Origin of the sequence: Microbacterium sp. UBA1097 (genome assembly GCF_002313585.1) — a bacterium.
Classification (GTDB): domain Bacteria; phylum Actinomycetota; class Actinomycetes; order Actinomycetales; family Microbacteriaceae; genus Microbacterium.
Window position 1 is genome coordinate 3194 of sequence record NZ_DCBW01000070.1, and the last position, 7181, is coordinate 10374.

Here is a 7181-nt window from a genome sequence, read left to right on the forward strand (position 1 = left end):
GTGCTGTCCCAGGTGAGCCGGATGTGGTTCAGGTTGAGCGTGACATTGCCGGCTACCGCTCCAATGGCTCCGGTGTCGCTGCAGCTGTTGAGGAGGATGGTGCCGTCGCTGGGCCCGTCTGTCTCGTTGTTCCAGCTCGGGATGTTGGGGTTGTTCCCGCAGAGCAGGTATGTGGAGATGGTCGACGGAATGGTGGAGCTGCGCACGGTGCCAATGAGGGACCCTTGGGAGATGGCGTAGTCGATCCCGTAGCTCTGGCCGTAGGAACCTGTTCCTCCGTAGTACGTGGTCCACGCGTCGGGGTTGGCGAGGTTGATCGGGTAGGTGCTGTCCCAGCGTTTGAGCATCTGGCGGATGCCGGGAAAGTAGTCGCCGGAGGGGGTGACGTACGCGGTCAGCTCGGGGTGGGAGTAGAGCACGCCGTAGCAGTTCTGCCAGATTGCTGCTGTGCCGCCGATCGTCCCGCCTCCGCATTCGGGGTAGGTGCTGATCGCGGGCCAGGTGCCGTGCCGAAAGGTGTAGTCCCACCCGTTGTTGGGGCCGCCGATGAGCACGAGCTTGCGAATGTCGCCGGCGTAAGCGGTGCCCCAACTCTGCTTCACGCTGGATGCGTACATGCGGCTGGCGAGGGTTCCCATTGACCATGCGACGACGTCGACCTGTGAGGCTCCCGTTTGGGCTTTGATGACGTCGATCGCGTCCCGAATCTGTTCGGCGTCGTTGTAGTTGTTGCCGACGATGTGTGGGAACGTGATGCCGAAGACCTTGTACCCGGCTGTTGCGAGCGACTGCATGAGCCCGGTGGTGGGGCACGTGCTGGCGCCGCAGCCAATCGGGCTCGTGCTGGGGTTCGCATACGCATAATCCGCGGTCTCGTAGGCGCCCGGGACCAGGAGCACGGGGATAGTCTTCGGGTTGGTCGACCATCCGGGCCCGTAGGAGAGCAGGAATCGCCCGGCGTTCGGTTTGGCGGCGCCGAAGAACGTGAGCCGCTGCCCCGTCTGATCCAGGCGCCCGTCTGACGGATACTGCGCCGGGATAAAACCGGGGTTGGAGTCGTACCAGCGCTCGACCTTCGACCACCCATAGGACGGTGAGGTGAAGGTCGCCTCGAGCGTGACTGGCCCGGTTGCCGAAGCGGCGGCCGGCGCCGTCACGATGGCACCGATGAGCGCCAGCGACGCGAGGACGGCCGCTGCCCGTCCGGGTTTGAGCGTGAGGTTCTTCATCGTTCACACCCCCCCTTCTACGGCGGCATTGGCGCCGACCGACTCCGGGAGGGTCCTACCCTCCATCGCATCGGTGAGCGCGTCGTTCCATTCCGCACGGTTCTCGATGAAGGCGACGTGGCCGCTGTTCTCGAAGTGAGTCAGAGTCGAGTTCGGAAGCAGACGGTGGGCTTCTTCGCTCCAGCGGGGATCCCAGATGATGTCGTGGCGGCCGGTGAACACGTGCACCGGAATCTGAATCGACGGGAGGACGCTGCGCAGGTCGTTGTCGATAAGTGCCTGGATGCTCGTGAGTCCGACGAATGCGGGGACCTTCCACCCGATCTGCACGAACCAGTCTTTGGTGGGGTTGAGGTCGGTTCGGTGGAAGTTGTTGCCATAGAGGCCGGCGATGGTCTCGGTGCGGGCGAGCCGGACGGCGTCGATGAGTCCCTGTACGTCGTCGGCCGGGGTGCCGTAGAGGGCGTCCTCGGCTTGCCAGAACCGGGGGCCGCTGCCGGTGATGACAACGCGAGCGAGGTGCTCGGGGTGCTCGTGCGCGTACTTGAGGGCGATGTGTCCGCCCATGGACCAGCCGACGAGCGTCACGGCGTCGAGTCCGAGCTTCTCGATGAGGACGTGCAGGTCCCTGACGAAAAGGTCGTAGGTGTAGTCGCCCCAGGGCTTGTCCGAGTCACCGTGGCCGCGGAGGTCGACGGTGATGCATCGGTAGTGGTGGGCGAGGTCGAGAACCTGCAGGTCCCAGGCGTCGGCGCTGCCGCCCCAGCCGTGGATGAACACGATCGGGGCGCCGATGCCACGATCCTCGTAGTGCATGTTGATGCCGGGCTCGACTTCAATGACGGGCATGGCGGTTTCCTCTCTTCAGGGATGGGTGAGGTGAAGGTCGTTCATGAATGACGAGATCGTCTCCGCGATCAGAGCGGGCTGTTCGAGGTGTACGACGTGTCCGGCTGCCCGGATCTCGCTGTAGGTCGCGTCGGGCAGGGCTTCGGCGAGGAGGCGCCCGTTCGCGACCGGGACGATCTGGTCGTCTCTGCCGTGGATCACCAGCGTGGGCGAGCTGATCCGGCTCACGTCGAGGCCTGCTGCGAGGAAGGTCTCGCAGGCGGCGAATTGTGCTCGCCAGGTCTGCTGCGGTGTGGGGTGGGTGAGGCGTGCCCCGAGCAGTTGCTCGAACTGCTCGGGATGCTCCTGGGGCCAGCCGGGCCGGAACGAGAGCGGCATGGTCCGCCGCGCGTAGAGGTCTGGAGCCTGCCCTGCTGCTGCCTGCCACGCGCGGGTCGTCGAGACCGGCACAGGCTCGGACCGCGGGCCCCCGGGGCTGGTCCCTATCAGAATCAGTGCGCTGACCATGTCTGGGTAGGCCGCAGCGAGGGTCTGCGCGATATAGCCGCCCATCGAGTGCCCGATCACAACGAGCGGCGAGCGGAGCTCGTTGATGGCTCTCGCCGCGTCGTCGGCGAGGTCGTCGATGGAGCATGGCCCCTGAAGTGTCGACGATTGTCCCGTGCCGCGATTGTCGAGGCTCCACAGGCCGTAGCCGGTCGGGAGGTTGTCCCGCAGCGGTTTCGTTTCCCAGCTCGCGTAGCCAAGGCCGTGCACCATCAGGCAGGTGGGAGCTCCCTGCCCCTCGAGGTGCAGAAGCGTCCCGTCCGGTGTCTTGAGGCTCCGGCGCTCGAGGAGGCCCGTCATGCGCACGCCCCGGGGAACTGGATGATCTGTCGGATGGCTTCACCGCGGGCGAGGGCGTCGAAGCCCGCGTTGACCTCGGACAACGGGATATGGGTGGAGATGAGCTTCTCCAGCGGCAGCTTGCCTGTCCGCCAGAGAGTCTCGTAGTACGGGATATCTCTAGAAGGGACGGCGGACCCGAGATAGCTGCCGACGATTTCTCTCGCGCCGGAGACGAGGTCAAGCGGGGACATGCGCGCTTGTGCGGTCGGTGCAGGCAGCCCGACGGTGACGGTGCGCCCCCCGGGTGCGGTGAGCTTGACCGCGGTCTCGAATGCGGGCACGACCCCGGCGCACTCGACAACGACGTCCGCGACGAGATGCTCGGCCAGTGCCTGGCTGGGGGTGAGCGCGCGGTGTGCGCCGAAAGCGGGCGCTGCAGCCACCTTGTCCGGATTCGCGTCAACGCCGATGACCGTAACTCCGTCGAGAGAGGCTGCGACAAGAAGCGCCGCCATGCCGACTCCGCCAAGTCCGACGACGGCGACGGTCTGACCGGCATGCGGCCGGCCCGCATTCAGAACTGCGCCACCGCCGGTGAGTACCGCACACCCCAACACTGCCGCGACGTCCGGCGGCACGTCATTGCCGACCGGGACAACCGAGCACCGATCCATCACCGCATAGGTCGCAAAGCCGGAGACTCCGAGATGATGGGCGACGCTTTCACCGTCCCGATGCAGGCGGCGACCACCTGCGATGAGCGCCCCCTCGCCGTTCGCTCGCGACCCGACCGTGCACGGCAGACGACCGTCGGTCTTACAGGCCGCGCAGGCGCCGCACCGAGGAAGAAACGCCGCCACCACGCGCTGCCCAACGCACAGGTCGGTAACATCCTCGCCGGCATCGACGACGATCCCCGCCGCCTCGTGTCCGAGCAGCATGGGCAGAGGACGTTCCCGGTTCCCGTCCACGACCGACAGATCCGAGTGACAGATCCCCGCAGCTTCGATGCGCACGAGGACTTCGGTCGGACCCGGAGGATCGAGTTCCATCTCTGTGACCACCAGCGGACGACTCGCGGCATAGGGCGGCTGCGCACCGCTGCGTTCGAGCACTGCTCCGTGGATCTTCATATGCCGTCTTCCTTGAGGGTCCTCCCATTTTCGAAGCTCACGATGGCAACATCTATGTTGCTACCCACGGATCCGTGTCATTCTTGTGTTGAACTCAACACTGGAGCCCCTATGACCGCACCCACGGATCTGTTCCACGCCATCGCGCAGGATCTGACCGCTCTGCAGGATCCCGATCTGATCCTGACCGGGCTGGTTCGGCGGGTGCGAGTGGCACTCGGCACCGATCTCGCGTATGTGAGCCTGAACGATGCGGAGGGCCGGGAGACCCACATCCAGTTCTCAGACGGTGTTCGCACGCCCGGGTACGCTGCGATCGCAATGCCCATTGGAACGGGCGTGCTCGGGATGGCCGCCGCAGGTGTCATCGCCGAGAGCCCCGACTACCTCCCCGACCTTGCGAAGCTGCATATCGCGGACGTTGACGTTGCGGTCAACGGCGAAGGGGTTCGCGCGATCCTCGGTATTCCGTTGCGTGCAGGCGGCGAGGTCGTGGGGGCGCTCACCGTGGCAAACCGCACGCCAGGGTCGTTCACGCCCGATCAACGAGCGTTGCTGGAGTCCGCGGCTCTGATCGGGTCGACGGCTGTCGAGATCTATCTCCTCCGCCGAGATATCGAACAGGGGCGGCAAGAGCTCAATCTCGAGGTCTCCCGCCTTCGCGACCTGATGTCGGACACCGTCGCGGAATTGCGTCTGGCCCGCGAGCTCGTCTCGGTGCTCGTGTCGGGCGGAGGCTCAGCGGATCTGATGTCCACAGCCGCCGAAGCACTCGGAGGAATCGTGCGGTTCGGTGACTCCGGCGCTACCGCGGACAACGCCGGGCGGGCCGTTCCTCTCGAAGGCGGGGGCACCATCGAGTTCATCGGGACTGACCAGGAGCCAACGTCGGACATGGTCGCGCTGGTGGGCGCGTTCGTGTCCACCGCAGCGCTCTACGAGAACGCCATCGAGGACGCACGGCACTTCCAAGAGATCGAACTCGTCCAGCGCCTCGTCGAACCGTCAACACGCACCTCCGGACCTGCACTACGCACCGGGCTACCTGGATCCGGTGCTTACGACGTCGCCGTCGCCGAGATCGATGACCCTCTCGTGCTGCGGCAAGCAGCGGCGAGAGTTCGCAACGCGCTGGGCTCCAAGGCACTCTCAGCCGCGCGACACGGCCACCTCATCATCATTGTCCGACACGGCGACGACACACTCGCCCGTGCAGAAGAAGCACTCTCGTCGTCCCCATATTGGGGCGGTGTTGGCACGGCAGAAACAGACGCGGACCTGTCTGCGGCATGCGGCGAAAGCTTGATGCTTGCCACAGCATCGCGACGCCTTGCCAGGAGGGGCCGGCTGCATGCGCGGACCGACCTCGGAGTCGTGGCCTTCGCGATCGGCGGAACACCAGAGGACGCACATCGTCTCATCCACTCTCAGTTGGCGCCGATCATCAGCGGCACGCCGCGCGATGTCACGCTGCGCGACACCGCATTGAGATATCTCGACTCGCAGGGATCGACCGGCGCCGTCGCCTCTCAGCTCCACCTCCACGAGAACACCGTCCGCCAGCGTCTCTCTCGATTGGATGACATGCTCCCAGGTTGGAGGAACGGACCGAGGAGCCTCGACACCCATCTTGCCTTGCGGGCAGAGGTGCTCCTGGAGCCGCACACCAGCGCTATTGCGTAGGCGGCCTGCACCACGCTGCTATCCGGGCCTTTGGGTTCAGGGCTGGAACCATCGAGCCCGCGGTCGCGGAAGTCGCCTCGGGACCTCGATCTACACGCCCGACTTCACCCCACCGAATGTCCGAAGAGCCACAATGCCATCCGCGTGGCAGAGCGCGCCAAGGGCGCCGGCGTTGACGTCACCCTGCATGTCGCCGAAGGACAGCAGCACGTCTACCCGTTCCTGGCTGGCCGCGACGCGGACGTCGACGCGGAGCTTGCGGCGATCGGCCAGTGGCTTCGCCACTGACCTGCAGCACCCCCACCCACCTCATTCAACGAAGGAGTTGCACCATGACATCCACACAGACCACGGACCTCGACGCGATCGTCGTCGGCGCCGGATTCGGCGGCATCTACCAGCTGCACACACTGCGCGACAAGCTCGGCCTGCGCGTCCGCGGGTTCGAGAAGGGCGCCGGCATCGGAGGCACCTGGTACTGGAACCGGTACCCCGGCGCCATGTCCGACACGGAGAGCCCCTTCTACCGATACTCGTTCGATGACGAACTGCTGCAGGAGTGGGACTGGGCCCGAAAGTACATCGACCAGCCCGACATCCTCAGCTATCTCGAGACCGTCGTCGACCGGTACGACCTCCGCAAGGACTTCCAGTTGAACACCGAAGTCACGTCGATCGTCTTCGACGAAGCCACCAACACCTGGACGGTCGGCACCTCCGCCGGAGAATCCTTCACGGCCCGATACGTGGTGACGGCGCTGGGGCTGCTCGCAGCAACCAACATCCCCGACATCCCCGGGATCGACTCGTTTGAAGGCCGCCTCGTGCACACCGCGGAGTGGCCGGAGGACCTGTCGATCGAGGGCAAGCGGGTGGGGGTCATCGGCACTGGCTCGACCGGAACACAGTTCATCGTCGCCGCGGCCAAGCAGGTGTCGCACCTGACCGTGTTCCAGCGCTCGGCGCAGTACAGCGTCCCCTCCGGCAACGGACCGGTCGGCCCGGGGGAGGTGGACGGATACAAGTCCCGGTTCCCGGAGATCTGGGAGCAGGTCCGAAACTCCGGCGTCGCCTTCGGGTTCGAGGAGTCCACCGTCGCGGCCACCGATGTCGACGAGGCCGAGCGGGAGCGCGTGTTCCAGGCGGCATGGGACCGAGGCAACGGATTCTATTTCATGTTCGGCACGTTCAACGACATCGCCATCAGCCCGGAGTCGAACGAGGCAGCCGCTGCGTTCATCCGCCGCAAGATCGCCGAGACGGTCAAGGACCCGGAGACGGCGCGACTGCTCACCCCGACCCAGCCGTATGCGAAGCGGCCGCTGTGCAACCAGGACTACTACGACGTGTACAACCAGGACAACGTGAAGCTGGTGTCGATCAAGGAGAACCCGATCGTCGAGATCACCCCGCGAGGCGTGAAGACCGCGGACGGCGTGGAGCACGAGCTGGATGTGCT

General features: G+C 65.6%; 7 protein-coding genes. 3 read left to right on the forward strand and 4 right to left on the reverse strand.

What is annotated here, in order from left to right; translation table 11 throughout:
* From B4F19_RS15740 to B4F19_RS15755, 4 genes are all read right to left on the reverse strand, one after another.
* On the reverse strand, nucleotides 1-1229 hold a 1229-nt coding region (locus B4F19_RS15740; protein ID WP_292736237.1), incomplete at its 3' end, for an esterase/lipase family protein.
* 3 nt (nucleotides 1230-1232) lie between these two features.
* Nucleotides 1233-2078 carry an alpha/beta fold hydrolase gene (locus B4F19_RS15745; RefSeq protein ID WP_292736240.1) on the reverse strand — a complete coding sequence of 282 codons (846 nt, stop codon included), beginning with the start codon at nucleotides 2076-2078 and terminating at the stop codon, nucleotides 1233-1235.
* Between the two features lie 15 nt (nucleotides 2079-2093).
* Complete coding sequence (locus B4F19_RS15750) at nucleotides 2094-2924, reverse strand: alpha/beta fold hydrolase (protein ID WP_292736243.1); 831 nt, start codon at nucleotides 2922-2924, stop codon at nucleotides 2094-2096.
* On the reverse strand, nucleotides 2921-4039 hold the full coding sequence (locus tag B4F19_RS15755; RefSeq protein ID WP_292736246.1) for an alcohol dehydrogenase catalytic domain-containing protein: 1119 nt from the start codon (nucleotides 4037-4039) through the stop codon (nucleotides 2921-2923). Before B4F19_RS15755 ends, B4F19_RS15750 begins: the two co-directional genes overlap by 4 nt.
* Nucleotides 4040-4150: 111 nt before the next feature.
* On the opposite strand from B4F19_RS15755, the gene B4F19_RS15760 reads away from it, so the two are divergent.
* The 3 genes from B4F19_RS15760 to B4F19_RS15770 all read left to right on the forward strand — a co-directional run.
* Nucleotides 4151-5722 (forward strand): helix-turn-helix domain-containing protein, encoded by a 1572-nt coding sequence (locus B4F19_RS15760; protein WP_292736249.1) that lies wholly within the window; start codon nucleotides 4151-4153, stop codon nucleotides 5720-5722.
* 144 nt (nucleotides 5723-5866) lie between these two features.
* On the forward strand, nucleotides 5867-6010 hold the full coding sequence (locus tag B4F19_RS15765; protein WP_292736252.1) for a hypothetical protein: 144 nt from the start codon (nucleotides 5867-5869) through the stop codon (nucleotides 6008-6010).
* A gap of 44 nt (nucleotides 6011-6054) precedes the next feature.
* A partial coding sequence (locus B4F19_RS15770; RefSeq protein ID WP_292736255.1) for a flavin-containing monooxygenase occupies nucleotides 6055-7181 on the forward strand: 1127 nt, incomplete at its 3' end.